Origin of the sequence: Microbacterium maritypicum, assembly GCF_041529975.1 — a bacterium.
GTDB lineage: Bacteria > Actinomycetota > Actinomycetes > Actinomycetales > Microbacteriaceae > Microbacterium.
Genome location: NZ_CP168030.1, coordinates 3527991 through 3553331, shown reverse-complemented (window position 1 = coordinate 3553331; position 25341 = coordinate 3527991). Strand labels below are relative to the sequence as shown.

General features: G+C 69.7%; 30 protein-coding genes. 14 read left to right on the top strand and 16 right to left on the bottom strand.

Annotated features, from left to right (window positions below; all coding sequences use genetic code 11):
• Window positions 1-24: 24 nt before the first annotated feature.
• Together ACCO44_RS17245 and ACCO44_RS17240 are read right to left on the bottom strand one after the other, a co-directional pair.
• Window positions 25-711 carry a response regulator gene (locus tag ACCO44_RS17245; protein WP_372467556.1) on the bottom strand — a complete coding sequence of 229 codons (687 nt, stop codon included), beginning with the start codon at window positions 709-711 and terminating at the stop codon, window positions 25-27.
• A complete protein-coding gene (locus ACCO44_RS17240) occupies window positions 708-1970 on the bottom strand; it encodes a sensor histidine kinase (protein WP_029262817.1) in 1263 nt (420 codons plus the stop codon). Before ACCO44_RS17240 ends, ACCO44_RS17245 begins: the two co-directional genes overlap by 4 nt.
• Window positions 1971-2068: 98 nt before the next feature.
• Between ACCO44_RS17240 and ACCO44_RS17235 the strand changes: the two genes are divergently transcribed.
• Both ACCO44_RS17235 and ACCO44_RS17230 read left to right on the top strand, forming a co-directional pair.
• A complete protein-coding gene (locus tag ACCO44_RS17235; RefSeq protein ID WP_372467554.1) occupies window positions 2069-2716 on the top strand; it encodes a dihydrofolate reductase family protein in 648 nt (215 codons plus the stop codon).
• A 156-nt stretch (window positions 2717-2872) separates the two neighbouring features.
• The gene (locus tag ACCO44_RS17230; protein WP_372467553.1) at window positions 2873-4696 is read left to right on the top strand and encodes a carboxypeptidase regulatory-like domain-containing protein; all 1824 of its coding nucleotides are present in this window, start codon (window positions 2873-2875) and stop codon (window positions 4694-4696) included.
• 2 nt (window positions 4697-4698) lie between these two features.
• Here the strand turns inward: ACCO44_RS17230 and ACCO44_RS17225 are convergent, their stop codons facing one another.
• Together ACCO44_RS17225 and ACCO44_RS17220 are read right to left on the bottom strand one after the other, a co-directional pair.
• Entirely contained in the window at window positions 4699-5508 is an 810-nt protein-coding gene (locus ACCO44_RS17225; RefSeq protein WP_372467552.1) for an HAD family hydrolase, read from the bottom strand.
• A gap of 11 nt (window positions 5509-5519) precedes the next feature.
• A complete protein-coding gene (locus tag ACCO44_RS17220) occupies window positions 5520-6365 on the bottom strand; it encodes an exodeoxyribonuclease III (RefSeq protein WP_262001726.1) in 846 nt (281 codons plus the stop codon).
• Between the two features lie 37 nt (window positions 6366-6402).
• Here ACCO44_RS17220 and pyrE point away from each other — a divergent pair, with 37 nt between their 5' ends.
• Both pyrE and ACCO44_RS17210 read left to right on the top strand, forming a co-directional pair.
• On the top strand, window positions 6403-6963 hold the full coding sequence (pyrE, locus tag ACCO44_RS17215) for an orotate phosphoribosyltransferase (RefSeq protein ID WP_029262822.1): 561 nt from the start codon (window positions 6403-6405) through the stop codon (window positions 6961-6963).
• Complete coding sequence (locus tag ACCO44_RS17210) at window positions 6960-7862, top strand: ROK family protein (RefSeq protein ID WP_372467551.1); 903 nt, start codon at window positions 6960-6962, stop codon at window positions 7860-7862. Before pyrE ends, ACCO44_RS17210 begins: the two co-directional genes overlap by 4 nt.
• A gap of 18 nt (window positions 7863-7880) precedes the next feature.
• Here the strand turns inward: ACCO44_RS17210 and ACCO44_RS17205 are convergent, their stop codons facing one another.
• The 5 genes from ACCO44_RS17205 to ACCO44_RS17185 all read right to left on the bottom strand — a co-directional run bounded on the left by ACCO44_RS17205 (window position 7881) and on the right by ACCO44_RS17185 (window position 10836).
• The gene (locus ACCO44_RS17205; RefSeq protein WP_372467550.1) at window positions 7881-8183 is read right to left on the bottom strand and encodes a hypothetical protein; all 303 of its coding nucleotides are present in this window, start codon (window positions 8181-8183) and stop codon (window positions 7881-7883) included.
• A 4-nt stretch (window positions 8184-8187) separates the two neighbouring features.
• Window positions 8188-8460 carry a hypothetical protein gene (locus ACCO44_RS17200; RefSeq protein WP_372467549.1) on the bottom strand — a complete coding sequence of 91 codons (273 nt, stop codon included), beginning with the start codon at window positions 8458-8460 and terminating at the stop codon, window positions 8188-8190.
• Between the two features lie 4 nt (window positions 8461-8464).
• A complete protein-coding gene (locus ACCO44_RS17195; RefSeq protein ID WP_372467548.1) occupies window positions 8465-8671 on the bottom strand; it encodes a hypothetical protein in 207 nt (68 codons plus the stop codon).
• Between the two features lie 120 nt (window positions 8672-8791).
• Window positions 8792-9937: a sugar MFS transporter gene (locus ACCO44_RS17190; RefSeq protein ID WP_372467547.1), complete on the bottom strand. Its 1146-nt coding sequence runs from the start codon at window positions 9935-9937 to the stop codon at window positions 8792-8794.
• Window positions 9934-10836, bottom strand: coding sequence for a MurR/RpiR family transcriptional regulator (locus tag ACCO44_RS17185; RefSeq protein ID WP_029261268.1), 903 nt, complete (start codon window positions 10834-10836; stop codon window positions 9934-9936). Before ACCO44_RS17185 ends, ACCO44_RS17190 begins: the two co-directional genes overlap by 4 nt.
• 166 nt (window positions 10837-11002) lie before the next feature.
• On the opposite strand from ACCO44_RS17185, the gene ACCO44_RS17180 reads away from it, so the two are divergent.
• The 8 genes from ACCO44_RS17180 to ACCO44_RS17145 all read left to right on the top strand — a co-directional run bounded on the left by ACCO44_RS17180 (window position 11003) and on the right by ACCO44_RS17145 (window position 19801).
• Window positions 11003-12550 carry an ABC transporter substrate-binding protein gene (locus ACCO44_RS17180; RefSeq protein WP_372467546.1) on the top strand — a complete coding sequence of 516 codons (1548 nt, stop codon included), beginning with the start codon at window positions 11003-11005 and terminating at the stop codon, window positions 12548-12550.
• Between the two features lie 66 nt (window positions 12551-12616).
• Entirely contained in the window at window positions 12617-13588 is a 972-nt protein-coding gene (locus tag ACCO44_RS17175; protein ID WP_372467545.1) for an ABC transporter permease, read from the top strand.
• Window positions 13585-14472 (top strand): ABC transporter permease, encoded by an 888-nt coding sequence (locus ACCO44_RS17170; RefSeq protein WP_029261265.1) that lies wholly within the window; start codon window positions 13585-13587, stop codon window positions 14470-14472. Before ACCO44_RS17175 ends, ACCO44_RS17170 begins: the two co-directional genes overlap by 4 nt.
• Window positions 14469-15374: an N-acetylmuramic acid 6-phosphate etherase gene (gene murQ, locus ACCO44_RS17165; RefSeq protein WP_372467544.1), complete on the top strand. Its 906-nt coding sequence runs from the start codon at window positions 14469-14471 to the stop codon at window positions 15372-15374. The genes ACCO44_RS17170 and murQ overlap by 4 nt, the downstream gene beginning before the upstream one ends.
• Complete coding sequence (locus tag ACCO44_RS17160) at window positions 15374-16564, top strand: anhydro-N-acetylmuramic acid kinase (RefSeq protein ID WP_372467543.1); 1191 nt, start codon at window positions 15374-15376, stop codon at window positions 16562-16564. Before murQ ends, ACCO44_RS17160 begins: the two co-directional genes overlap by 1 nt.
• Window positions 16561-17064: an N-acetyltransferase family protein gene (locus ACCO44_RS17155; RefSeq protein WP_372467541.1), complete on the top strand. Its 504-nt coding sequence runs from the start codon at window positions 16561-16563 to the stop codon at window positions 17062-17064. The genes ACCO44_RS17160 and ACCO44_RS17155 overlap by 4 nt, the downstream gene beginning before the upstream one ends.
• Window positions 17061-18176, top strand: coding sequence for a serine hydrolase domain-containing protein (locus tag ACCO44_RS17150; RefSeq protein WP_372467540.1), 1116 nt, complete (start codon window positions 17061-17063; stop codon window positions 18174-18176). Before ACCO44_RS17155 ends, ACCO44_RS17150 begins: the two co-directional genes overlap by 4 nt.
• A complete protein-coding gene (locus ACCO44_RS17145; RefSeq protein ID WP_372467538.1) occupies window positions 18173-19801 on the top strand; it encodes an ABC transporter ATP-binding protein in 1629 nt (542 codons plus the stop codon). The genes ACCO44_RS17150 and ACCO44_RS17145 overlap by 4 nt, the downstream gene beginning before the upstream one ends.
• 18 nt (window positions 19802-19819) lie before the next feature.
• Here ACCO44_RS17145 and ACCO44_RS17140 read toward each other — a convergent pair whose 3' ends face one another.
• Genes ACCO44_RS17140 through ACCO44_RS17115 form a run of 6 tightly spaced genes read right to left on the bottom strand, consistent with a single transcriptional unit; the run spans window position 19820 to window position 23666 of the window.
• The gene (locus tag ACCO44_RS17140; RefSeq protein WP_168380811.1) at window positions 19820-19987 is read right to left on the bottom strand and encodes a hypothetical protein; all 168 of its coding nucleotides are present in this window, start codon (window positions 19985-19987) and stop codon (window positions 19820-19822) included.
• Window positions 19984-20562: a YdeI family protein gene (locus ACCO44_RS17135; protein ID WP_372467537.1), complete on the bottom strand. Its 579-nt coding sequence runs from the start codon at window positions 20560-20562 to the stop codon at window positions 19984-19986. The genes ACCO44_RS17140 and ACCO44_RS17135 overlap by 4 nt, the downstream gene beginning before the upstream one ends.
• 3 nt (window positions 20563-20565) lie before the next feature.
• Window positions 20566-21378 (bottom strand): HAD-IIA family hydrolase, encoded by an 813-nt coding sequence (locus ACCO44_RS17130; RefSeq protein WP_029261258.1) that lies wholly within the window; start codon window positions 21376-21378, stop codon window positions 20566-20568.
• Window positions 21379-21431: 53 nt separating this feature from the next.
• Window positions 21432-22064: a metal-dependent transcriptional regulator gene (locus ACCO44_RS17125; protein WP_372467536.1), complete on the bottom strand. Its 633-nt coding sequence runs from the start codon at window positions 22062-22064 to the stop codon at window positions 21432-21434.
• 14 nt (window positions 22065-22078) lie between these two features.
• Window positions 22079-22378 (bottom strand): hypothetical protein, encoded by a 300-nt coding sequence (locus tag ACCO44_RS17120; RefSeq protein WP_372467535.1) that lies wholly within the window; start codon window positions 22376-22378, stop codon window positions 22079-22081.
• 19 nt (window positions 22379-22397) lie between these two features.
• Entirely contained in the window at window positions 22398-23666 is a 1269-nt protein-coding gene (locus ACCO44_RS17115) for an Nramp family divalent metal transporter (protein ID WP_372467533.1), read from the bottom strand.
• Window positions 23667-23811: 145 nt separating this feature from the next.
• On the opposite strand from ACCO44_RS17115, the gene ACCO44_RS17110 reads away from it, so the two are divergent.
• The gene (locus tag ACCO44_RS17110) at window positions 23812-24441 is read left to right on the top strand and encodes a TrmH family RNA methyltransferase (protein WP_372469423.1); all 630 of its coding nucleotides are present in this window, start codon (window positions 23812-23814) and stop codon (window positions 24439-24441) included.
• A gap of 69 nt (window positions 24442-24510) precedes the next feature.
• Window positions 24511-24978, top strand: coding sequence for a VOC family protein (locus tag ACCO44_RS17105; protein ID WP_091032286.1), 468 nt, complete (start codon window positions 24511-24513; stop codon window positions 24976-24978).
• Between the two features lie 32 nt (window positions 24979-25010).
• Here the strand turns inward: ACCO44_RS17105 and ACCO44_RS17100 are convergent, their stop codons facing one another.
• Complete coding sequence (locus tag ACCO44_RS17100) at window positions 25011-25289, bottom strand: hypothetical protein (RefSeq protein ID WP_372467532.1); 279 nt, start codon at window positions 25287-25289, stop codon at window positions 25011-25013.
• Window positions 25290-25341 lie beyond the last annotated feature (52 nt).

Sequence of the window (25341 nt, the reverse complement as noted above, 5' to 3'; positions counted from 1 at the left end):
GCGGAGCGTCGGTGTACCGGGCGCCTACGCGAGCCCCATGCGGTGCGCGAGCACGACGGCCTGCACACGATCGCGGGCACCGAGCTTCTGCAGGATGCGGGAGACGTGCGTCTTGACCGTGGCCTCGCCGATGTACAGCGCGCGCGCGATCTCGGCATTGCTCCGCGCATCGGCGAGCAGTGTCAGCACCTCCGCCTCGCGGTCGGTGAGCGGCTCGATGAGCGTGGCCTTCGGGGTCGCGCCGCTGTCGATCGGAACAGCCGTCCGTGTCGGTGCGGGAGTCGCGGCGAACCGCGCGAGGACTCGCCGGGTCACCTCGGGGGCGAGCATCCCGTCGCCGGCCGCCAGAGCGCGGACGGCGGCGATCAGATCCTCGGCGCCGGCGTTCTTGAGCAGGAATCCGCTGGCTCCGGCATCCAGCGCCTGATACAGGTAGTCGTCCCTGTCGAATGTCGTGACGATCGCGATGGCGGCTTCGACCGCGGGGTCGGCGACGATGCGACGGGTCGCCTCTATGCCGTCCATGTCCGGCATCTGCACGTCCATCGTGATCACGTCGGGGCGGAGCGCGGATGCCTGCGCCACGGCGTCTGCTCCCGATGAGGCCTCGCCGACCACCGTGATGTCGGGCTGGGTGTCGAGGATGGTGCGGAAGCCGGCGCGCAGCAGCGCGTGGTCGTCGACCAGCAGCACGCGGATCGGTTCGCTCATCGCACGCTCGATCCGGTCGGTGTCGGGAGTGGCACGCGGGCGCGCACACGCATCCCGCCCAGCGGTCGAGACGTCACCTCGAGCGTGCCTCCGGATGCCGCGGCGCGCTCCCGCATCCCCAGCTGCCCGAGCCCCGGACGGAGGTGGGCGACCGTACGCCCGGTGTTGACGATCTCGACCTCCACGCCGTCGTCGTCGTACCGCACGCGGACGTCGGCGGTCGCTCCGCTGCCGGCGTGACGGCGGGCGTTCGTGAGCGACTCCTGGGCGATCCGGTACAGGTTCACCGCGACCAGTGACGGCACGGGCACGGGTTCGCCGATCACCGTGTAGTCCGTGGGCAGCCCGGCCTCGGTCGACGCCTCCACGAGCTCGGCGATGTCGTCCAGGGCAAGGGTGGATGCCGCATCCGTCGTCTCGCCGCCCGGTGTGCGCAGAGTCTCCAACAACTGGCGCAGCTCATGGATCGCGTCGCGCGCCGAGCCCTCGACGCCGGAGAGGATGCGGGCGGCTTCCGCGGGATCGCGCTCGAGCACGAGACGCGCGGCGCCGGCTTGCACGCCCATCACCGACACGTGGTGGGCGACGACGTCGTGCAGCTCGCGGGCGATGCGCACCCGGTCGAGGGCGACGGCCTGCGCCGCGGTGACCTCGCGCTCGCGCTCCAGTTCGACGGTGCGCTGCTCGAGCACGGCCAGCTGCGCAGCTGCCGCCCAGGAGCGCTCGCCGAAGTAGTAGGCACCGCCGAAGTAGAGCACGTTCAGCAGCAGTTGGATGAGCATGAAGGCGACGTACGGCGACATGGCTCCGGCGGCGACATCGGCCTTGTCGGCCTCGCTGATCGCGTCGCGGTACATCGTGATGATCAGCCACACGAACATGCCGACGATGATCCCGACCCGCACCAGCATCGCGCGACGACGGTCGTTCATCCACGCGCCGACCGTGTACAGCGTGAGGAACATCACGATGTTGCCGACGTAGATCTCGGGGACGCGGATGGTGACGGCCGTGAAATAGGCCGCGGCCACGATCACGGCGGCGGTCCCGGGCCAGCGGCGGCGGAACGCCAGGGGAGCGGTGGCGACGACGGCGTAGACGAGCGCCCACCACAGGGGTGCCTGCTCGTCGCCGTAGATCTCTGCGATCGAGGAGAGCCCCGCGCTCAGCACCGCGCCGACGAACATGACGGCGGCGAGGATGACATCGGCTCGTCGTTCGCGCGCGGTCGGCGTGCGGGTGAACGCAGGGGCAGGCATCCCTCCACCGTAGAGCGGCGACCGCCTCCCGGCATCCCCCGAGCGGCGGATCGGAGAGGGGCTGGTAGGCGAGATTCGCTTGTTATTGACTGACTGACATGAGCGCTGACAAGACCGAAGACGCATCCGGCCGCATCCTGATCGACCTCTTCATGACCCTCGACGGTGTCGCGCAAGGACCGGGCGGCGTCGGCGAAGACACGTCGGGTGGTTTCCGCTTCAGCGGCTGGCAGGCGGGATACCCGTCACCCGGTATGGGCGCCGAGGTGGACGACGGGATGCGGGGCCTCGATGCTCTGCTGCTCGGTCGCCGGACGTACGACATCTTCGCGTCGTACTGGCCGCAGCACACCGATGGCCCCGAGGGGCACATCGGCAGGCTGTTCGACCGCGTCCCGAAGTATGTGGCGACGAGAGATGCCGATCTCGCGCTCGACTGGCAGGGCAGCAGCCGGGTCGGGGATGACCTCGCGGCAGAGGTCGCGGCGCTGCGGGCCGCTCATCGCAAGGTGCACGTGATCGGCAGCATCGACTTCGTGCACACGCTGCTCGCCGAGGGGCTCTTCGACGAGCTGAACCTCTGGGTCTATCCGATCCTGCTCGGCACCGGCAAGAAGGTCTTCGACGACGACGCGCTGCCGTCCGTACTGCGGCTCTTGCAGCCGCCGATCACCGACGAGGCCGGCGTGATGTTCCTCCGCTACGGCCGGACCGATCGCGTGCCGGAGGTCGGGACCTTCGGGTAAACACGAACGCAGGGTTGATCATGCGAATCGACTATTCCGCTCCGTTGCCCTGAGCCGGTAGATTCAGGGCAGATGCTGCCGAGCGATCGGCGGCTTTTCGAGGTCGAACGCGACGGCACGGTGCCGCGCGCCACCTCGCTTCGGAGGGTGGGGAACATGGCGCGACGTCGCGCATTCATTCAGGCTGTCATCGGTGGGGTCGCGGCTCTCGCCTTGGCCTTCGGCGGTGCCACATCAGCGATGGCTGCCGATTCAGGCGACTCGGTGTCAGAGGCGGTGACGTGGAGCGCCGAAGGAACGGGCGCGGTGGACATCAGCGTGCCCGCGGTGAGCGCGCCCGCGGTGAGCGCGCCCGCCGCGCCCGCGGGCGTCTCGACGGGATCGATCAGCGGCGTGGTCACCCAGGAGGACGACGGCACTCCGCTCGCCGGGGTGCTGGTGTCGACCGGTGGTGAGGGGACGCCCTGGGTGGAGGACTACACGGACGAGTCCGGTGCGTACTCCCTGACGGGGCTGGCCCCCGGCTCCTATCTCGTGTCGTTCTTCCCGGTAGGCACCGACCTCCAGCGCGAGTATTGGAAGGACACCGCCATCTGGAGCGACGGCACGTTGGTCGTCATCGGTGAGGGGACGGCAGTCACCGGCATCGATGCGTCGTTGAAGCGCGGCGCGACCATCTCCGGTGTCGTGACGACCGCCAGCGACGGCTCGGCACTCGCCGGCGTGACGGTGAACGCCCTCGACCAGCATGAGATCGTCGGCGCAGCTCAGACGGGAGGCGACGGCTCATACCGCATCGAAGGGCTGAGCGAGGGGGAGTACGTCGTGCAGTTCCTCTCGCCGGACGGGGAACAGCTCGCCACGGAGTACTGGCAGAACGTGTACGGGTACGACGCGGCGACTGCGGTCTCCGTGACGGGCACCGAGACAGCGGCCGGCATCGACGCGGCCCTCGACGCGGTCGGCCACATCGAAGGCACGGTGACGCAGGAGGGCCGGGAGGTCCCCATGGCGACGGTATGGATCAGATCGACGAACGGCGACGGATACATCTCCGGTCACTCCGTCGAAGGCGACGGGACCTATTCGGCAGCGCTCCCGCCGGGAACCTACGTCGTCGAATTCCGCTCTTTCAGCGACGAACACGCGGATGAGTACTGGGAGGACGCGCGCACCATCGAGGAAGCGACTCCGGTCGTGGTGGGTTCGGGCCAGCGTGTCACGGCCATCGATGCCGTGATGGACCGCGCCGGCCTCATCTCCGGGACCGTATCGATCGACAGTGGCGACGTGTGGGGGATCCTCGTCGAAGCGTGGCAGGGCGACCGACTCGTCGGTTCCGCACAGGCCGACTATCTCACGGGCGAGTACACGCTGCGCCTGGTGCCGGGGGCGTACATCCTCAAGGCATCGGCAGAGTTCCGCGACGGATCCACGCTCACGGCGAAGCCGCAGTACTTCGACGGTGTGACGACCGCTGCAGAAGCGACGCCCGTCGCCGCAGTCGTCGGTACGCCGGTGAACGGAGTCGACTTCACGCTCGTCCCCGTGGAGGTGCAGCCCCAGCCGATGCCGACGCTGGAGCTCTCGGTGGGCTCGATCCAGGCGGGCAAGGACATCACCGTCTCCGGCACCGGCTTCGCGCCGGGAGCGACCATCGCGTTCGAGCTGCGCTCCGACCCGATCGCGCTCGGTACCCTCACCGCCGACGCGGATGGTGTCCTCCGGGGATCCCTGCGGATTCCGGCCAGCGCGCCAGCAGGCACGCACAGTCTCGTCGCGCTGTCGGGCGGCGCCGTGATCGCGAGCGCGACGCTCGTGGTGACAGCGGCGGCTGAGGCCAGCGGTAGCGCTGCGGTGACTCCGGGACCGCGACTGGCGGCCACCGGGGCGGAAACGCCGACCGCGATCATCGCGCTCGGTGTCATGCTCGCCGTCCTGGGTGGACTGCTCGTGCGTCGGCGCCGCGTCGAGAGCTGAACTCAGCCGAGCAGCCGCTCGATCACCTGTGCCACGCCGTCGTCGTCGTTCGAAGAGGTCGTCTCGTCGGCCGCGTCCTGAACCACGGGTTCCGCATGGGCCATGGCGACACCGCGCCCGGCCCAGCGCAGCATCTCGACGTCGTTGAGCGCGTCGCCGAACGCCACGACATCGGCGCGGTCGATGCCGAGGTGCTCGCACAGACGGGCGAGGCCGGTGGCCTTCGTGACGCCCTCGGCCATCACCTCGACGAACGGAGCGCCCGACAGGGTCGCCTCGAACCCGGTCAGCCCGAGGTTGCGCAGCGTGTCGAAGAGAGCGGCAGGGGCGAGTTCCGGATGCCGGATGACGAGCTTCAGACTCGGCGCCGCGAGCACCTGCTCGAGCGGCACGCCACCCATCGTTCGAGGGTCGCGCTTGTGGTCGGAGAGCTGCGCGATCTCGGCGTAGCCGTCCTGCGCCACGAAGGTCTCGCCGGCCTCCCGCACACTCGCGAAGAGCAGGCCGGGAATGCTGGCGCGCAGCGTCTCGACCAGCGTGCGGATCGTGTCCGGTGGAAGCTCTTCGGCGAACAGCATCCGCCCGTCGTCCAGACGCACGGCATAGGCGCCGTTGCTGCACAGCGCCCAGCCGTCGAAACCCGCACCGGCCGCGATCGCCCGCAGTCCGATCGGCTGGCGTGCGGTGACGGGAATGACGTGGATGCCGCGTTCGCGAGCCGCGTCGAGCGCAGCGCGGGTGCGCGGCGTGACCGCGGATGAGGAGTCGAGCAGCGTGCCGTCGAGATCGGTGGCGATCAGCCGCACGGTCACGGAAGCAGCCGTCAGGAGAAGATCATCGGAAGGTCGTCGTCTTCTGCAGACCCGCCGAAATCGAGGTCGACGACCACAGGCACGTGATCGCTGGGCTGCTCGCCCTTGCGCTCGTTCCGGTGGATCGATGCGCCGGTCACCGCCTCGGCGAGCGTGCGCGAACCCAGGACGAAGTCGATGCGGATTCCCTCGTTGCGCGGGAACTTCAGGCGCTGGTAGTCCCAGTAGGTGAATCCCTCCGGCAGCAGCGGGCGCACCACGTCGGTGACCCCGGCATCGGCGAAGGCGAAGAACGCATCGCGCTCGGGCTGTGAGACATGCGTCGACCGACCGACGACGATGTCGGGATCGCCGTTGTCGTGGTCGAACGGGATGATGTTGAAGTCGCCGACCAGAGCGAGCGGCAGGTCGGGGTTCGCCGAGAGCTCGGCCGCCGTCGACTTCTTCAGCTGCTCCAGCCAGTGCAGCTTGTAGAGGTAGTGCGGGTCGTCGAGCGAACGGCCGTTCGGCACGTACAGGCTCCACACCCGAACCCCGTCGACCATCACGCCGAGCGCGCGGGCCTCGAGCGGAGCATCCGGTCCCTCATGTCCCTTCGCGAACCCCGGCATCCCGTCGAACGCCGTGCGCACGTCGGTGATCGGCAGGCGGCTCGCGATCGCGACGCCGTTCCACTGGTTCAGGCCGTGCACCTCGACGTGGTACCCGGCCTCTTCGAACGGTCCGTAGGGGAACTGCTCGGGCTTGCACTTGATCTCCTGCATCGCCAGCACGTCGATGTCTTCACGGACGGCGAACTCGACGGTGCGGGTGACGCGGGTGCGGATGGAGTTGACGTTCCAGGTAGCCAAGCGCATGCATCCAGCCTAGAGCCCACCTCCTACACTGGATGCCGTGACCGCACTCGACGCAGACCGCCAGACCCTCCTCGACCTGATCAAGGACGAGGCGGTGTTCCACGGCGACTTCACCCTCTCCAGCGGCAAGAAGGCGACGTACTACGTCGACATGCGCAAGCTCACCCTGGACCACCGCGCCGCCCCCGCGATCGGCCGGATCATGCTCGACCTGATCGGCGACCTCGACGTCGTGGCCGTCGGAGGCCTCACGCTCGGCGCCGACCCGATCGCGAACTCCGTGCTGCACGCCTCGGTCGCCACCGATCGCCCGCTCGACGCGTTCGTCGTGCGCAAGGAGCCGAAGGACCACGGCCGCGGCCGCCAGATCGAAGGGGCCGACGTCAAGGGCAAGCGGGTCGTCGTGCTCGAAGACACTTCGACCACCGGCCAGTCGGCGCTCAAGGCCGTCGAAGCTCTGCGCAAGGAAGGCGCCGAGATCGTCGCCGTCGCCGTGATCGTCGACCGCAAGACCGGCGCGCAGGCCGCCATCGAAGCCGAGGGGCTCGAATGGCGCGCCGCCTTCGACCTCGACGACCTCGGGCTCGACCCCCAGTGACGCGCTACGCACTGGCCGTCGACGTCGGCGGCACGAAGATGGAGGCCGCGCTCGTCGCGGAGGACGGTGTGCTCGGCACGGGCAGCCGCAGCCGGCAGGCGACCGGGCGTGAAGCCACGGTCGAGTCTTTGAACGCCGCCGTCATCGCGATCGTCGAGCACGCGCTCGCCGCCCTGCCCGCGGATGCCGAGCTCGTCGGCGCGGGCGCGGGGAGCGCCGGCCCCGTCGACCGGACCCTCGGCACGATCATGCCGGTCAACATGCCGCTCGCGCGCGGCTTCGCGCTCGCTGAGGCGGTTCGCGCCGCAGCATCCACGGTCATGGGGCGCGACGTGCGCACCGTCCTCGGCCACGATGGCGGTGCACTCGCGCTCGCCGAATCCTGGCTCGGGGCGACGCAGGGTGCCGGTGCGTCGTTGTCGATCGTCGTCTCGACCGGCGTCGGCGGCGGCTTCGTCGCGAACGGGTCGTACATCCCCGGTGCGACAGGCAACGCCGGACACCTCGGACAGGTGCGCCGTGAGGGCGGGCTGACCCTCGAGGAGATCGCCTCCGGGCCGGCGAGTGCGTCCTGGGCGCAGGAGCAGGGCTGGACCGGCACCACGGGCGAAGACCTCGCGCGCGACGCAGCGGCCGGCGACACCGTCGCTCGCTCGGCGATCGAGCGCTCGGCCCGAGCGGTGGGAGAGGCGCTGGCGGACGCCGCGACCCTGGTCGACCTCGACGTGGTCGCCATCGGCGGCGGTTTCTCGCGGGTGTCTGCGGACTACATCGACCTCGTGCAGCAGGCGCTCACCGCCAGTGCGGTGCACGAATACTCCCGGCGCACCCGCGTGGTGCGCTCGGGGCTGGGTGACGAAGGGCCCCTTATCGGCGCCGCCGCCCTCGTGCTGCGGTAGGTCGTACCGGAACGCTGCTCAGCGACTCGCCGTGAGCAGGTGCCGCGGCGGTCCTTCGAGGCGGGCGACGGAGATCTTCAGGTCGGTGACGTCGGCGGCGACCGCGTCGATCCGAGAGCTGAGCTTCTCGTCGACGGCATCGATACGGGTGCTGAGCTTCTCGTCGACGGCATCGATACGGGTGCTGAGCTTCTCGTCGACGGCGTCGATGCGGTCGCCGATGCGGCGGATCATCCACGCGCCGGCGGCGAAAAGGCTCGCGCCGAGGGTGAGTACGATGCCGATCGCGCTGACGACGATGGTCCAAGTCTCCGTGGTCACGGTGTTATCCCCTCCCTGCCGTGAGCAGGTGCCGTGGCGGTCCTTCGAGGCGCGCCACCGAGATCTTCAGGTCGGTGACGTCGGCGGCGACCGCGTCGATCCGAGAGCTGAGCTTCTCGTCGACCGCATCGATGCGGGTGCTGAGTTTCTCGTCGACGGCGTCGATGCGGTCGTCGATGCGGCGAATCATCCACGCGCCGGCGGCGAAAAGGCTCGCGCCGAGGGTGAGCACGATGCCGATCGCGCTGATGACGATGGTGAGGGTCTCCGTGGTCACGGGGTCATCCTCTTCCCGCGGTGATGAGGTGCCGCGGCGGGCCTTCGAGGCGCGCGACGGAGATCTTCAGGTCGGTGACGTCGGCGGCGATCGCGTCGATGCGGTCGTCGAAGCGGCGGATCAACCAGGCGCCGGCGGCGAAGAGGCTGGTGCCGAGGGTGAGTACGACGCCGACGGCGCTGATGATGATCGCGAGGACTTCAGTGGACAACGGGCTCCCCTTGACGCGGGCGGGTTCAGAATCGACGTTACGCCGCATCTGCCGAGGCGACCTGCGGTATTCCGGCATCCGTGGAAAGGTCTTCGATACCCGGAAAGGGGGGAGGGGAAGTCAGTCGGTCGTCGGTGCCGTGACGCGGGATCGCGCCGCGATCAGCACCAGCACCGGCACGAGCGCACAGAGGGCAGCAGACACGAAGAACGTCGTGCTCGATGCCGGGTCGCGGCCGACCAGCAGGATCAACGTGGGGACGAACGTGCCGCCGACCGCGCCGCAGGCCACGAGCGCACCGGTCACGGCAGCGCTGCGAGCCGGATCGAGGCGGTCGAGGGCGAGCCCCAGGATGAGTCCGTAGCTGGGAGCGAGGAGCACGACCACCGCGGCCAACGCGATGAGTGCGCCCACCGGCGCGGACCTCACGAGCATCCCGGCCGCGGCCATCAGGACGGCCGCTCCGCTCGTCGCGGTGGCGAGGATCACGATCGGCGAGACGGAGGCCCGACGCAGGGCCGCCGCGCCGAAGCGTCCGATGGCCATCAGGGTCCAGAACGCCGAGGTTCCGAGCGCGGCGAGAGCCGGATCGACATCGAGGATCCGCTCCGGGATCACGGCCGACCAGCCCGACAGCACGGTCTCGACGCCGACGTAGAGCGGCAGCGCCGCCGCGAACGGCAGCAGCACGAGGAGCCCGCGCACGTCGCGATGCGCAGGAGCTTCGGCAAGGGAGGCCGCAGGAGTCGGGCCGGCGAGCATCACGATCGTGACGAGGGGCACCACCGCGAGGATGCCGAGAGCCGGGCGCACGTCCGACCCGAGGGCGACGAGCAGCGGCGTGACGGCAGCGCACACCGCGACCGTCCCCAGCAGTGCGCTCAGCAGTCCCGTCGCGCTGCCGACAGCCAGGGACTTCGCCGCCACCGAGCCCGAGGCCTCGACCAGCCCGAACCCGAAACCGGCGACGATCGCCGCGGCGATGAACACCCCGGGCGTGCTCGCCGCCGCCACAGCGATGACGGCGGCAGCCTGAAGCGCGCTGCCGAGGATGAGCGTGGTCTGGGGCGGTCGGCGGATCAGGAGCGGACCGGAGACCAGCACGCCCACCAGCAGCCCCGCGAACAGGGCGGGCACGGCGGCGCTGAGGTCGGCCCCGATCGCCCCCTCGGCGCGGGGGAGTATCGCCGGGACGAAGGCCGCCGTGACACCGAGCCCCGCGAATGCGGTGAACAGCCCCGCCCGTGCGCGCCCCGCGTTCGTCACGCCCCAGCCGCCCGCACGCGGTGCACGGCGGCGAACGTGTCGCGCAGCGCCTCCATCGAGCGGTCGTAGTTCGACTGGGCGACGCCGATGAAGATGCAGTCGACCACCATGAGCTGCGCGATCCGGCTGCCGAGTGCACCCGAGCGGAACCCCGTCTCGCGGGCGGCCGTCGTGAGCACGATGTCGGCCTGATCGGCCAGCGGTGCCCCGGCGTGGTTGGTGATCGCGATGGTCGTGGCGCCTGCCCGACGGGCGAGCAGGAGGAACTCGATCGTGTCGGTGGTGGCGCCGCTGTGCGACACCGCGATCGCGACGTTCCCCGGTCCGAGGGTCGCCGCCGAGGTCCAGGCGGCATGCGGGTCGGACCAGTCCAGCGCCGTGCGACCGATACGGGTGAGCTTGCGCTGCAGGTCGAGCCCGACGATGGAACTCGCGCCCACGCCGAAGATGTCGACCCTGGTCGACGACGTGATGGCTTCCACCGAGGCGCGCAACGATTCGGTGTCGAGTACCTTCGCGGTGTCGGCGAGGGAGAGCGTCTCGGCGAGCGAGACCTTGGCGACGATGTCGGCCAGGGTGTCGTTGCGGTCGATGTCGCCGGAGACGGCGGGGAGGGCTGCCGTGTCGAAGGTCTCGCGTTCCACATCGCGCAGGACGTGGTTGCGCAGCTCCCGCACGTGCTCGTAGCCGAGCCGCTTGCAGAATCGCACGACCGAGGTGGTGGAGGTGTCGCAGCGCTGCGCGAGCTCGGCGACCGAGAGTCCCGCGGTGCCCGCGGGATCGGCGAGGAAGAGGTCGGCGATGCGCTGCTCGCTCGGACGCAGCTCGGGACGGATCGCGCGCATGCGGACGAGGACGGGGTGTGCGCCGGCTTCTTCGCGGGCAGCTTCATTGGACATGGCGGTCTCCGATCGCTGTTCATAACAGTAGAGGAACTTCTGTTACATCTGTAGTGACCTTCGTGTACTTTTGGTACCAACCAAGACCGACGACGTTCACGGGGCGGCAGGCAACAGCGCCTGACCCGACGCCACGGCGACGCGTCCCAGCCAGGAGGAATCTGCAATGAGCACAGCACGGCGAGCGTCATTCGGCGCTCTCACCGCCACGGCCGCCGCATTGGCGCTCGTGATCACCGGTTGTTCCGCACCGGCATCGAACTCCGAGTCCTCTGAGGGCGCGGCGGGCGGCGACCTCGTCATCGGCGTCACCAGCGACCCGGACACCCTGTTCCCCTGGAAGGCCACGCAGTTCCAGGCCGTCAACGTGCTGCAGAACCTGTACGGCACGCTGACCGAGTTCGACGAGGACCTCAACGTCGTCCCCGGCCTCGCCGAGTCCTGGGACGTCTCCGACGACGGCCTCACCGTGACCTTCCACCTGCGGGAGGGCGTCACCTTCGCCGACGGCACCACGTTCGGCTCCGAAGACGTCAAGTACTCGCTCGACGCGATCGCCGCCGAGGCCACCGCCGCCGTCGCGAGCAGCTCCCTCGCCTCCGTCACCGCGGTCGAGGCCACGGACGAGACGACCGTCACCCTCACTCTGAGCGCTCCCGACGCCGCTCTCCCCGCCAACCTCGCCGTGATCAACATGGCCATGCTGTCGTCCGACGACACCGAAGAGGCGCTCAACACGACCCCGAACGGCACCGGTCCCTTCATCCTCGACAGCCGCAAGGCCAGCCAGTCGATCACGCTCGCCAAGAACGAGGACTACTGGGGCGACGCCGCACTGCTCGACACCGTCGAATTCCGGGTGATCCCCGACGAATCGTCGATCGTCTCGGCGATGCAGTCCGGCAACGTGCAGCTCGCGGTGTTCGACGACCCGCTGGTCGCGCAGACCGCTGAGGGTGCCAACGTCGAGGTCGCCACGACCCCGCAGCTGAGCTACCACGCCCTGCAGCTGAACGCCACGCGCGGCGACCTCGCCGACGTCAACGTGCGCCTCGCCATCCAGTGCGCGATCGACCGCCAGGAGGTGCTCGACACCGCCGCCCTCGGCGAGGGCGAGGTCACCGGCCCGATCACCTCTCCGGCGTACAAGTCCGACCCCGAGGCGCGTCCGTGCCCCGAGCGTGACCTCGACAAGGCCGCCGACTACCTCAAGAAGGCGGGCAAGGAAGACGGCGTCACCATCAAGACGATCGTCTCGCAGGGCGAGTACGCCACCTCGGTGAACGAGGCGCAGAACCTCAAGGCCCAGCTCGCCGATGCGAAGATCACGCTCGACATCGAGGTCCTCGAGTCCGGTGCCTTCGTCGACCGCTGGATCGCGGCCGACTTCGACGCCGCTGTCGCGCTCAACGGCGGTCGTCCCGACCCCGACGGCATGTACGGCCGCTACTTCACCAGCACCGGAAACCTGAACAAGGTCGCCGGCTACTCCTCGCCCGAGCTCGACGCGCTGTTCGCCGAGGGACGCCAGACGGCCGACCCGGAGAAGCGCAAGGACATCTACGCGCAGGTCTCCGAGAACCTCGAGGACAACGCCGCGTGGATCTGGCTGTTCACGAGCTACACCTACACGGCGACGGCCTCGACCGTCGACGGCTTCGTCCCCATGGTGAACGGCTCGCTGCAGTACCTGCGGACCACCTCCATCAAGTAGCGGATCGAGGGGGCGCGGCACGCCCGCGCCCCCTCCCTCCCCGACGACAGGCACCCCCACACGCGCATGTTCAGACAGCTCCTCCGCAACAGCGTGCTGCGACGCATCCTCGCAGCACTCGGCACGCTCCTCGGCGTCGCCATCTTCGTCTTCCTGATGCTGCGCGCCATCCCCGGCGACCAGATCAGCTCCGGCCTCGGCACCGAGGCAGCCGCCCTCACGCCTTCGCAGCGCGCGGCCCTCGAGGCCTACTACGGCCTGGACCAGCCGCTCTTCGTGCAGTTCTTCTCGTGGCTCGGCAACATCTTCACCGGCAACCTCGGCTTCTCGTCCCGGGCGCAGACCAGCGTGCTCGACCTGACCGCCGCCGCCCTCCCCGTCACGTTCGAGCTCGCGATCTTCTCGATCGTGATCGCCCTCGCCATCGGCATCCCGCTCGGCATGCTCTCGGCGTCGAAGCCCGACTCGGTCCGCGATGGCTTCGGCCAGGTGGTCGGTCTCGCCGGACTCTCGATCCCCGCGTTCCTGCTCGGCACCGCACTGCTGGCGGTGCTCGCCTCGTCGTTCGGCTTCAACCCCAACGGTCAGGCCTACGCCACGCTCTTCGAGGACCCGCTGCTCAACCTCCAGCAGATGCTGCTGCCGTCGATCGTGCTCGGGTTCGGCATCGCCGCGCCGATCATGCGCACGACCCGCACCGCGGTGCTCGAGATCCGCGCCAACGACTTCATCCGCACCGCGAAGGCGAAGGGCGTCCCGCCGCGCCGCCTGCAGGTGCGGCACGTGCTCGGCAACGCGCTGGTCCCCATCGTCACGATGACCGGCCTGCAGTTCGGGTACCTCCTCGGCGGCGCCGTGGTGGTGGAGCAGATCTTCTCGCTCCCCGGCATCGGACGACAGGTGCTGCTCGGCATCCAGCAGAAGGAGTACGCGCTCGTGCAGAGCACCGTCCTCGTGATCGCACTCGCCTTCGTCATCGTCAACCTGCTCACCGACCTGCTCTACCGGGTCATCGATCCTCGGGTGCGTGCCGCATGACCGACATCTCTCAGACCTCGGCCCTCGCCCCCGGCGGCGGGCGCACCATGGAGCGCGTGCGCCTCCTGCTGCGCAGCCGTAGCGGGCTCACCGGCCTCATCATCGTCGTGCTGCTCGCGGTGCTCAGCCTCGTCTCGGCGTTCGGGCTGCTGCCCTTCGACCCGCTCGCCCAGGATCCGCCGTCGCGCCTGCAGCCGCCCTCGGCCGTGCACTGGTTCGGGACGGACCAGTTCGGTCGCGACGTGTTCTCCCGCGTCGCTGCGGGCGTCGCCAACTCGGCGCTGATCTCCGTCGTCGCGGTCGCCTTCGCCACCGTGGTCGGCACCGTGTGCGGACTCATCGCCGGCTTCTACCGCGGCTTCTCCGACGGCGCGATCACGGCCGTCACGAACGTGCTGTTCGCCTTCCCGCCGCTGCTGCTCGCGCTCTCGCTGGCGTCGGTGTTCGAGCGCAACTGGTTCACCATCGCCGTGGCCATCGCGATCGTCTACGTGCCGATCTTCATCCGCGTGACCCGAGGCCCCGTGCTCTCGCTGCGCGAGGTCGAATACGTCAAGGCCGCCAAGAGCACCGGTCAGAGCCGCATGGCGACCATGTTCCGACACGTGCTGCCGAACATCACGTCGATCATCATCGTGCAGGTCACGCTCTCGCTGTCCTGGGCCGTGCTCACCGAGGCCTCGCTGAGCTTCCTCGGGCTCGGCACCCCGCCGCCCGCACCCTCGCTCGGTTCGATGATCTTCGAGGCGCGCACGCTCGTCACGATCGCCCCGTGGACGATGATCGCGCCCGGTGTGATCGTGGTGCTGCTCGTGGTCGGGCTGAACCTGCTCGGCGACGGCCTCCGCGACAGTCTCGACCCCCGGAACAGAGGAAAGCGATGACCACGGAGGACCTCGGCGGACTCGCCACGGAGGCCAGCGATCCCCGCTACGCGGAGCTCGACCTGATGAGCGTGGCGGAACTCGCGCAGACCATGAACGAGGCGGATGCCACGGTGCCGGTTGCCGTGCAGCGCGCCCTCGGACAGATCGTCCCCGCGATCGAGGCCACGGCCGCCCGCATGGCGCAGGGCGGTCGCCTGGTCTACGTCGGCGCCGGAACCCCCGGCCGTATCGGCGTGCTCGACGCCTCGGAGTGCCCGCCCACCTTCAGCACTCCGCCCGAACTGGTGTTCGCGATCATGGCCGGAGGGCCCGGTGCGATCGTGAACCCCGTCGAAGGCGCGGAGGACGACGCGGAGGCGGGGGCTGCGGCCATCGACGCCGCCGGCATCGGCCCGCTCGACACCGTGATCGGCATCGCCTCGAGTGGACGCACGCCGTATGTGATCGCCGCCGTCCGCCGGGCGCGCGAGCTCGGAGCGCTCAGCATCGGCCTGTCGTGCAACGTCGGCACAGCACTCAGCGCGGCGGCCGAGCACGGCATCGAGGTCGAGGTCGGACCCGAGGTGCTCTCCGGATCGACCCGGCTCAAGTCGGGTACGGCGCAGAAGCTCGTGCTCAACATGTTCTCGACCATCTCGATGGTCCGGAACGGCAAGGCCTACGGCAACCTGATGGTGGATGTGAAGGCCACCAACCACAAGCTGCGCGAGCGGGCGATCCGGATGGTGCAGACCATCGCGGATGCCGACCGCGACACGGCGGTGGCGGCGCTGGAGACCGCCGCCTACGACGTGAAGCTCGCGTCGATCATGATCCGCCGCGGTGAGGACCTCGCCGCGGCCACCGCACGACTGGGCGCCGCCGACGGACGGCTGCGCACCGCACTGGAGGAGAACTGATGCGCGTCCTCGGACTGATCTCCGGCACCTCGCACGACGGGATCGATGCCGCCGTCGTCGATTTCACGACCAGCGGCGGTTTCACCGCGCACGGTGTGGATCTGCACGGCACCGTGCTCGCGGCGATGAGCGTGCCCTACGCCCCCGAACTTCGGGCGCGACTGATCGCGGCGCTCCCGCCCGCGCAGACGACGCTCGCCGAGGTGGCCGAGCTCGACACCCTGATCGGACAGGCGTTCGCCGAGGTCGCGGCCGACATCGCGGCCGAGGTCGGCGGCGTCGACGCGGTGTGCTCTCATGGACAGACCGTCTACCACTGGGTCGACGGCGCCCGCGCGCTGGGCACCCTGCAGATCGGGCAGCCGGCCTGGATCGCCGAGAAGGTCGGCGCCCCGGTGGTGTCCGACATCCGCATCCGCGACATCACGGTCGGCGGTCACGGCGCCCCGCTGGTGTCGTTCCTCGACGAGCTGCTGCTGCGTTCGCGCGCCGGTATCTCGGCGGCCCTGAATCTGGGCGGCATCTCGAACATGACCGTGGTGCGGCAGGACGGCCTCGTCGCGTACGACATCGGCCCGGCGAACGCCCTGGTCGACGCGGTCATCGTGGAGCGCGGCCTCAACCCGCTCGGCTACGACGACGACGCCGCGATCGCCCGCACCGGACAGGTCGATGAGGCGCTGCTGGCGGCACTGCTCGAAGACCCGTACTACGCCCTCACCCCGCCCAAGAGCACGGGCAAGGAGCATTTCCACCTCGGCTACGTGCACGAGCACCTCGCCGCACAGGGGCGGGAGATCTCCGTCGCCGATGTGGTGCGCACCCTGACCGAGCTCACGGTCCGCACTGTGGCGCGCGACGTGGAGGCCGCCGGCATCGGGTTCCTCGCCGTGTCGGGCGGCGGATGCCGCAACCCGCTGATCCTCGACGGACTGCGCGCCGCTCTGCCGGCGACCGAGGTCGTGCTCGCCGACGAGCTGGGGGCCGCGGCCGACAGCAAGGAGGCGATCCTCCTCGCGCTCATCGGCTGGTCCACGATGCACGGCGTTCCCGCGATCGTCCCCGGCGGCACCGGTGCGCGCGAGCCGCGCATCCTCGGCACCATCACCCCGGGCGTCGGCCCGCTGCAGATGCCCGAGCCCGTCGCCTCCATCGACTCCCTCGTGCTCACGGAGGCCTCGGCATCGTGAGCCTGCAGGTGCGCCCCGCCACCCCGGACGACCTGTCCGGGGTGCTCGAGGTGTTCCTCGCGTGCTGGCGGGAGAGCTACCGGGGTCTGCTCCCCGACGCGGCGATCGACGCGATGACGGATGAGCGGGCAGAGGCGCTGTGGCGCCGGGTGCTCGCCGATCCGGTGGGCGTCGTGCTCGTCGCCGAGCGCGACGGCGAGATCGTCGGGATCACCCGGTATGCCGCGACCCCCGGTGCGGGTGGCCGCATCGACGGCGCCGTGCACTCTCTGTACGTCTCGCCTCGTGCTCACGGGGGCGGGATCGGCGGAGCGCTGCTGGCGCAGGCGTCCGCGGAGTTGCAGGATGCCGGGGCCGAGGCCGCGACGCTGTGGGTGTTCGCGGCGAACCTGCCGTCGATCGGGTTCTACGAGGCCAAGGGATGGCACCCCGACGGAGCCACCCGCACCCAGCCGGAGTTCGGTGAACCCGAACAGCGCATGCGCAGGGAGTGGACATGAGTGCCGCCGCCGCCGTCGCGGCCGTCCTCGCCACGGACTCCGCCCCGCGGGGCGCCGTCGCGGGTGTCGTCACCGATGCCGGGCGCGACATCGCCGCGGGCGGTCTGGCCGACCTCGCCGGAACGCCGATGACGACCGAGACCGCGTTCGACATCGCCTCGGTATCGAAGGTCGCCGCGACCACGACCGCGATCCTGCGACTCGTCAGCCGTGGTGAGGTGGGCTTCGACGATCCGGTCGACCGCTTCGTCCCCGGCACGTCCTGTGCGCCGGGAACGACCGTGCGCCACCTGCTGCAGCATCGCGCGGGTCTGTGGGAGTGGCAGCCGCTCTACCTCGATCACGCGCACGCCGGCGACCCCGCGGCCGCGGCCGACGCGATCCCGCTCCGCTACGGCCTCGACGAGGGCCGTCACTACTCGGACCTCGGATTCCTCCTGCTCGGCCGCATCATCGCCGCCATCGCCGGACGGCCTCTGGATGCCGCCGTCCGCGAGCTCGTGACCGCACCCCTCGGGCTCAGCCGTACCGGATACGGCCCCTTCGCTGCGCCGGTCGCCTCATCGTCGCTCGGTGACGCCGCCGAACGCCGCATGGTCGCAACCGGTGAGCCCTATCCGATCCTCGCCGCCGACCGCACATTCGCCTGGCGCGAAGACGAGATCACAGGCAGCGTGAACGACGGCAACAGCTTCCACGCCGCCGGTGGCATCTCTGGCCACGCCGGACTCTTCAGCACCGCCGACGAGCTGCTCACCCTGGGTGCTGCGCTCGCCGCTCCCGAACGGCATCCCGAGCTGTGGCATCCGGATGTGACAGCCGACCTGTTCCGCGACGGACCCGACGCCGGGCAGGCGCTGGGCTGGCGCAGCGACATGGTCGCGGTCGGCGGCCGACCGACCCGGATGCTCTGGCACCCGGGCTTCACGGGCTGCGCGCTGGGATTGGTGCCGGGCACCGGCACCGCCGCGGTCCTGTTGAGCAACCGCCTCTTCGCCCCCGAACCCGCGCCGACCGAGGCGCTGTGGCGCACGGCGCTCCCCGCACTCCTGGGTGACAACGATCTGGGCGGCAACGACCTGGACGACAACGAAGGAACGAGAACACCATGAGCACCACCGAGCCCGTGCTGAGCATCAGCGGCCTCGCCGTCGCCTTCCGAACCGGTTCCGAACTGATCACCGCCATCAGCGACATCAGCATCGACGTCGCCGCCGGTGAGACCGTCGCGATCGTCGGGGAGTCCGGGTCGGGCAAGTCGACCACCGCCGCCGCGGTCAACCGTCTGCTGCCCGAGAACGGGGTGATCACGGCCGGCAGCATCCGCTTCGACGGGCGCGAGCTGACCGATCTGCCCGAGAACGCGATGGTCTCCCTGCGCGGTGCCGGGATCGGCCTCGTGCCGCAGGACCCGATGTCGAACCTCAACCCGCTCATGCGCGTGGGCGAGCAGATCGGCGAGGCGCTCGAGGTGCACGGCCACACCCACGGCGATGCCACGAAGGCGCGGGTCGTCGAGCTGCTCGAGATGGTGGGGATCGCGGATGCCGCGCAGCGGGCGCACCAGTACCCGCACGAGTTCTCGGGCGGTATGCGCCAGCGCGTGCTGATCGCGATGGGGCTCGCCTGCAAGCCGCGCCTGCTGATCGCCGACGAGCCCACCTCGGCCCTCGACGTGACCGTGCAGCGGCGCATCCTGGACCAGCTCGATGCGCTCACCGATGACCTCGGCACCGCCGTGTTCCTCATCACGCACGACCTCGCCCTCGCTGCCGAGCGCGCCGACCGCATCGTCGTGATGTTCCGCGGTCACATCGTGGAGGAGGGCACCTCGGCCGAGGTGCTCGGCAACCCGCAGCACGAGTACACGAAGCAGCTGCTCGCCGCGGCACCGAGCCTCGCCTCCCGCCGCGAAGCCCTGCCGCAGCGCGAGGCCGCCGCCGGGACGCCGTTCGTCGAGATCCGCGACCTCCGCAAGGAGTTCGCCCTCCGGTCTCCCAAGGCGGGCGAGCCCGAGACGTTCACCGCGGTCGACGGGGTGAGCTTCGAGATCCGTCGCGGCACGACCGTCTCGATCGTGGGCGAGTCGGGGTCGGGCAAGTCGACCACGGCGAACATGGTGCTCGGACTCGAGGACGCCACGTCGGGATCGATCCTGTTCGACGGGCTCGACCTGACCACGCTCCGCCGTAAGGAGCTGTTCGCGCTGCGCCGCCGTGTGCAGCCGGTGTTCCAGAACCCCTACGCCTCGCTCGACCCCCGTTACACGGTCGAGCAGTCGATCGCCGAGCCACTGCGGGTGCACCGCATCGGCACCGCGGCCACCCGTCACGCGCGCGTGCTCGAGCTGCTGGAGCAGGTCGCCCTGCCCGCGGCGATGGCTGAGCGCCTGCCGCACGAGCTGTCGGGTGGGCAACGCCAGCGCGTGGCGATCGCCCGGGCGCTCGCGCTCGAACCCGAACTCGTGGTGCTCGACGAGGCCGTGTCGGCGCTCGACGTGCTGGTACAGGCGCAGATCCTCGACCTGCTCGCCGACCTGCAGAAGCGCCTGGGCCTGAGCTACCTGTTCATCAGCCACGACCTCGCGGTCGTGCGGATGATCTCCGACGAGGTGCATGTCATGCAGCGCGGCGTCGTGGTCGAGAGCGGCACCCCCGAGCGCATCTTCGACGACCCGCAGCATCCCTACACTCGCGAGCTCCTCGCTGCGATCCCGGGGGCGACGCTGGCGTCCTGACCAGCGCCGGCTCCGGGGTCAGCGGGACCTGTCGTCGTCGTCCCAGGGGCCTTCCCACCAGCCGGCGCGGCCGTCGTCCGAGCCGCCGCGCCCCCGGCGAGAGCGGACGAACTGCACGACGAACACGGTCAGCGAGCTGAGCAGGATCAGGAAGACCACCAGGAACAGCACGTCGCTCTGATTCATGGGCGTTTCCCCTCCGCGGCATCCGCCACGATCTTCGCGATGCGGGCCGCCCGGGTCTCCGGGCGCTTGGCCATCGCGATGTGCGTGAGACCGAACTTCTTGACCGACTTCGGGAATGCATCCCAGTTCTCGCGCGCGGCGGGCACCGCGTCGAGGGCGGCGGTGAACTCCTCCGGTTCGGTCCCGGCTTCCGGGCCGTCGAGCACGGTCCACGAGCCGTTCGCCTTCGCGACCTCGAGCACACGGATGCCGGCCGGAGCGAGCAGACCCTCGGCCTCGAGTTCCGCGATCCGCGCCTTGTTCGTCGCCGCCCAGCCGCTGCCGGGGCGGCGAGGGGAGAACCACTGCCCGTTGGCGCGGTCATCGGTCCCGTCATCGAAGACGCGCACCGGGCCGTCGATCCATCCGAAGCACAGCGCCTGCCGCACGGCATCCTCGTACCCGACGCCGTCCGACGCTCCGCGCACGCTCAGCAACCAGACGCCCGCCGCGCGCTCGTGGTTCGCCTCGAGCCAGGCGCGCCAGGCCGCGGCGTCCGCCGCCCGGAGTCGTTCGCCCTCGTCGAGTGCGCCCATCGGCTACTTCTTGATCTTGACCGTCGTGATCGTCTCCGTGATCCGCGGCAGCAGGTCGGCGACCGACTGCACGATCTCATCCGGGCGGAACGGGTACTTCTCGATCTCGGCCTGGTCGCTGATACCGGTGAGCACCAGGATCGTGTGCAGACCCGCCTCGATGCCGGCGACGACGTCGGTGTCCATGCGGTCGCCGATCATGCCGGTGCGCTTCGAGTGCGCGCCGATCTTGTTCAACGCCGAGCGGAACATCATCGGGTTCGGCTTGCCGACCACGTACGGCTCCTTGCCGGTGGCCTTCGTGATGAGCGCGGCGATGGCGCCCGTCGCGGGCAGCGGTCCGTCGGCGCTCGGGCCCGTGGCATCCGGGTTCGTCACGATGAAGCGCGCGCCGCCGATGATGAGGCGGATGGCCTTCGTGATCGCCTCGAACGAGTAATTGCGCGTCTCGCCCACGACCACGAAATCGGGGTTGGTCTCGGTCATGATGAAACCCGCATCGTGCAGTGCGGTGAGGATGCCGGCCTCGCCGATCACGAAGGCAGAGCCCCCGGGGAGCTGCTGCTTCAGGAAGTCGGCGGTCGCGAGGGCCGAGGTCCAGATGCGCTCCTCGGGCACGTGCAGTCCGCTGGTGCGCAGGCGAGCCGACAGGTCACGAGCGGTGAAGATCGAGTTGTTCGTCAGCACCAGGTACGGGATGCCCGCGCTCTCCCAACCGGCGAGCAGTTCGGATGCTCCGGGGATGGCGTCGTTCTCATGGACGAGCACGCCGTCCATGTCGGTGAGCCAGCATTCGATGTCGTCACGTTGAGCCATGTGCACAGCCTAGAGGCCCCAGGCGACGCGCACCTGACCGTGTTGCGGGGGAGCTAGGCGCTGAGCCAGACGACCTGTGCCGCCCCTTCGGGCAGTGCCGTCTGCGCGCCGTCGATCTCCACCCCGGATGCCGTCACCGTGACGGTCGATGCGACCGCCAGGCCCAGCGCCTCGAGAGATCGCAGCAGCTCGGGGTCGCGGTCGTCGACGCGCAGCACCCGTCCCGCGTGCCCGGCCGGCGCGTGGGCGAGGAGCACGAACGGCTCGCGCTCGATGTGACCGTCGGCATCGGGGATCGCATCGCCGTGCGGGTCGAAGCGCGGGCGTCCCAGTCGGGCGTCGATGCCCTCCAGCAGCCGGTCGCTGATGGTGTGCTCGAGCACCTCGGCCTCGTCGTGCACCTCGTCCCAGCCGTAGTCGAACTCTTGCACCAGCCAGGTCTCGATCAGGCGGTGCCGGCGCACCATCGCGAGTGCGCGCAGGGTTCCGGCATCCGTCAGCCGCACCGCACCGTAGGGCACGTGCGAGACGAGACCCGCGGCGGCGAGCTTCTTCACCATCTCGGTGACAGAGGACGGGGCGATGCCGAGCTTCGCGGCGAGCACCGAGGGAGTGATCGGTGCGTCCTGCCACTCGGTGTGCGCGTAGACGGTCTTCAGATAGTCGTCAGCTGCAGGGGATGCCACCGGACCAGCTTAGGTCAGCTCGTCGCGGCGGCCAGCAGGCTGTACGCGGCCTGACCCGCGAAGAACAGGACGAGGAAGCCGAGGAGGGCGGCGGCCAGGGAGAGTCGGCCGTCGAACCCCTCGATCTCGGCGATGCCGATCTTGCGCGCGCGGAAAGCCAGCACGAGAGTGGCGATGCCCAGGGCCAGCTGTACCCACGGGCTGCCGAGGCCGATGACCTTCGGGAACGCGATCAGCAGGCCGCCGATCACGCCCGTCGCGAGACCGATCCAGGTGAGGATGCGGACGTTGCGGCGGGCGTTATCGGCAGACATGCTGTCGAGCCTATCCGGGTCAGGCCCCCGTCAGGACGAGCCAGAGCAGCGCTCCGTTGAGGGCTATCAGCAGCACCGAGGCCACGATGCCGGCGGCCGTCGTCCAGCGCCGATTGGCCCAGGCGCCGAGGGTACGTCGCTGCGCGGTGAGCACGACCAGCGGGATCAGGGCGAAGGGGATGCCGAACGAGAGCACCACCTGGCTGAGCACTAGGGCGAGTGTCGGATCGAAGCCGATGCCGAGGATGATGAGCGCGGGGATCAGCGTGACCAGGCGACGGGCGAGCAGCGGGATGCGCACGTGCAGCAGACCGTGCATGATCTCGGCCCCGGCGTAGGCGCCCACCGAGGTCGAGGCCAGTCCGGATGCGAGGAGTCCGACGGCGAAGAACGTCGCGACGACCGGACCGAGCCCCGTGGCGAGAGCGGCGTGCGCGCCCTCCAGCGAGTCGGTGCCCTCGACGCCGGCGAGGTTCGCGGCGGCGAGCAGCAGGATGCAGAGGTTCACGGAGCCGGCGATCACCATCGCGATCGATACGTCCCAGCGGGTGGCGGTGAGCAGGCGGCGGATGCGTGAGGTCTCGGTGCGCACGGCCTCGTCGCCTGCGTGGGCGGTCGTGGCGCCGAAGCGGTCACGGGCGAGGGAGGAGTGCGCGTAGATCGCGTGCGGCATGATCGTCGCGCCGAGGATGGATGCGGCCAGCAGTACCGAGCCGGTGTCTTCGAAACGCGGGACCATTCCTCCGAGCACCCCGGCCGGGTCCGGCGGCGCGACGAAGACCCCGGCGACGAAGCCGACCGTGATGATGACCATGAGCCCGATGATCACGAACTCGAACGGGCGGGCGCCGCGCCGGCTCTGCACCGTGAGCAGGATCATCGAGACCGCGCCGGTGATGAGTCCGCCCAGCAGCAGCGGCACGTCGAACAGCAGGTTCAGGGCCACCGCGCCGCCGATGACCTCGGCCAGGTCCGTGGCCATGGCGACCAGCTCGGCCTGCAGCCAGTATGCGCGGCGGGCCCACGGTCGCTTCAACCGCGCGCCCAGCACCTCGGGCAGGCTCTGCCCGGTGACGACGCCCAGCTTCGCGGAGAGGTACTGGATCAGCCACGCCATGATGTTGCCCGCGAGCACGACCCACACCAGCAGGTAGCCGTACTGGGCCCCCGCGGTCATGTTGCTGGCGACATTGCCGGGGTCGAGGTACGCGACGCCGGCGACGAGGGCGGGACCGAGCAGCCACAGGCTGCGCGGGGCCCTGGCCGGGGACGCGGTCGGGGTCGTCATCGGGAGCGAAGAATTTTTAGGCACACCGAAACCGTAGCGTATTTTTCGGTGGACCTAAATATCTGGATGTTCGCTCCGGCGATAGCCTGGCGAGATGGATGATGCCGCTTCGGACCCCTCGCACGCCGACACTCCGGCGGGCCCGATGCACGGCGGCTCGACCGCTCAGCCCGGCTACGGCGTCGGTCCGTGGCCCGGAGGCGAGGATGCGTGGCCCGAGGGGGAGCAGTACGACCCCGAGCTCCTCGCGGCGGGCGACACCCGCAACGTGATCGACCGCTACCGCTACTGGCGGATGGAGGCGATCGTCGCCGACCTCGACACGCAGCGGCATCCGTTCCACGTCGCCATCGAGAACTGGCAGCACGACATGAACATCGGATCGATCGTGCGCAGCGCCAACGCGTTCCTCGCCGACACCGTGCACATCATCGGTCGCCGCCGCTGGAACAAGCGCGGGGCGATGGTCACCGATCGCTACCAGCACGTGGTGCACCACGAAGACGTCGAGACCTTCGCCGCCTGGGCTGCGGCGGAGGGCCTCCCGATCATCGCGGTCGACAACGTCGAGGGTGCCGTGCCCGTGGATCGCGCCGAACTCCCGCAGCGCTGCGTGCTGCTGTTCGGTCAGGAGGGGCCGGGGCTCTCGGCCGAGGCGCTCGCCGCAGCATCCGCCCACATCGAGATCACCCAGTACGGCTCGACGCGCTCGATCAACGCCAGCGCCGCGGCCGCCGTGATCATGTACGAGTGGTGCCGGAGATACGCGGGCTGAGCGCCGCCGGAAACCCCTCGACAGGCGGTGGCTGCGGGCGTAGCGTGAGTGCCGATCGAGGAGGTCGACATGGCAGTCGTCACACCCATCCGCCCGTTCCTCTGGTTCGTCGACAGGGCGCAGGAGGCGATGGAGTACTACGTCTCGGTGTTCCCGAACTCGTCGATCGACAGCGTGACCTACTATCCGGATGAGAACCTCAGCGAGCACTTCGAGGGCATGACCGGGAAGGTCATCAACGGGGAGTTCACTCTGAACGGAACGCGATTCGGCTGCCTCGACGGGGGTCCGGAGTTCACCTTCAACGAGGCCGTCTCCTTCGTGATCGAGTGCGCCGACCAGGAAGAGATCGACCGCTACTGGCAGGCGCTCTCCGCGGTGCCGGAGGCGGAGGCGTGCGGCTGGTGCAAAGACCGGTTCGGCGTCAGCTGGCAGGTGGTCCCCGCCGGGCTCGACCTTCTGCAGCAGCGGCCGGAGCAGATCCAGGCGCTGATGCACATGAAGAAGATCGTGATCTCGGAGCTCGAGATCGCCTGAGCTCGCGTTCTCGGTGGCGATGAACGGCGCGCTCAGCCGCGATCGATGCCGAAGAGGTGGCGGTAGATCGCGTTGACGTCGCGATCCAGATGATCGATGCGCCCGTGGACCGAGCTGATCTCCGTGCGCACATGGGCGAACTCGCTCCGCATCTCGGTCCGCACGCTGGCGAACTCGTTGCGGACCTCGGTCCGCACGCCCTCGAACTCGTTCTGCATCGTGCGCAGGAACATCGTCGAGATCAGCGTGATCGTGCCGAACATGCCCGCGGCGAAGACGCCGATCAGCGTCCATACCTGTGGTTCCGTCATCCCCAGCATTCCTTCAGTGTCCCCCGATCATCGTCGAGTGCACCAGGGTTTC